Genomic DNA, 644 nt, shown 5'->3' on the forward strand with positions numbered 1-644 from the left:
CGCGTCCGTAGCTCAGCTGGGTCCGTAGCTCAGCTGGATAGAGTACCTGGCTACGAACCAGGCGGTCGGAGGTTCGAATCCTCCCGGACGCGCCATTATTTACAACGTATTGCCGACAGGCGGTACTATATAAACCGAATTAAGTGTGCGCTCGTAGCTCAGCTGGATAGAGTACCTGGCTACGAACCAGGCGGTCGGAGGTTCGAATCCTCCCGAGCGCGCCATAATTTGTGTGGTGAGGTGGCCGAGAGGCTGAAGGCGCTCCCCTGCTAAGGGAGTATACGGCTTATACCCGTATCGAGGGTTCGAATCCCTCCTTCACCGCCATTCTTTTCTTGTTCAAGTTTTGCTTGATAAAGAATGCCTGCGCGTCCGTAGCTCAGCTGGATAGAGTACCTGGCTACGAACCAGGCGGTCGGAGGTTCGAATCCTCCCGGACGCGCCATTATTTACAACGTATTGCCGACAGGCGGTACTATATAAACCGAATTAAGTGTGCGCTCGTAGCTCAGCTGGATAGAGTACCTGGCTACGAACCAGGCGGTCGGAGGTTCGAATCCTCCCGAGCGCGCCATAATTTGTGTGGTGAGGTGGCCGAGAGGCTGAAGGCGCTCCCCTGCTAAGGGAGTATACGGCTTATACCC

General features: G+C 55.4%; 5 tRNA genes. All 5 read left to right on the forward strand.

What is annotated here, in order from left to right:
• Window positions 1–18 precede the first annotated feature (18 nt).
• The 5 genes from L4D79_RS29855 (at window position 19) to L4D79_RS29875 (ending at window position 574) form a co-directional block, all read left to right on the forward strand.
• A tRNA-Arg gene (locus L4D79_RS29855) sits at window positions 19–95 on the forward strand.
• A gap of 52 nt (window positions 96–147) precedes the next feature.
• Window positions 148–224: transfer RNA gene (locus L4D79_RS29860), tRNA-Arg, on the forward strand.
• 10 nt (window positions 225–234) lie between these two features.
• Window positions 235–327 (forward strand) — tRNA-Ser (locus tag L4D79_RS29865).
• 41 nt (window positions 328–368) lie between these two features.
• A tRNA-Arg gene (locus L4D79_RS29870) sits at window positions 369–445 on the forward strand.
• Window positions 446–497: 52 nt separating this feature from the next.
• Window positions 498–574 (forward strand) — tRNA-Arg (locus tag L4D79_RS29875).
• The last annotated feature ends 70 nt before the right edge of the window (window positions 575–644 follow it).

This window comes from Photobacterium satsumensis, from assembly GCF_050336935.1.
GTDB lineage: Bacteria > Pseudomonadota > Gammaproteobacteria > Enterobacterales > Vibrionaceae > Photobacterium > Photobacterium satsumensis.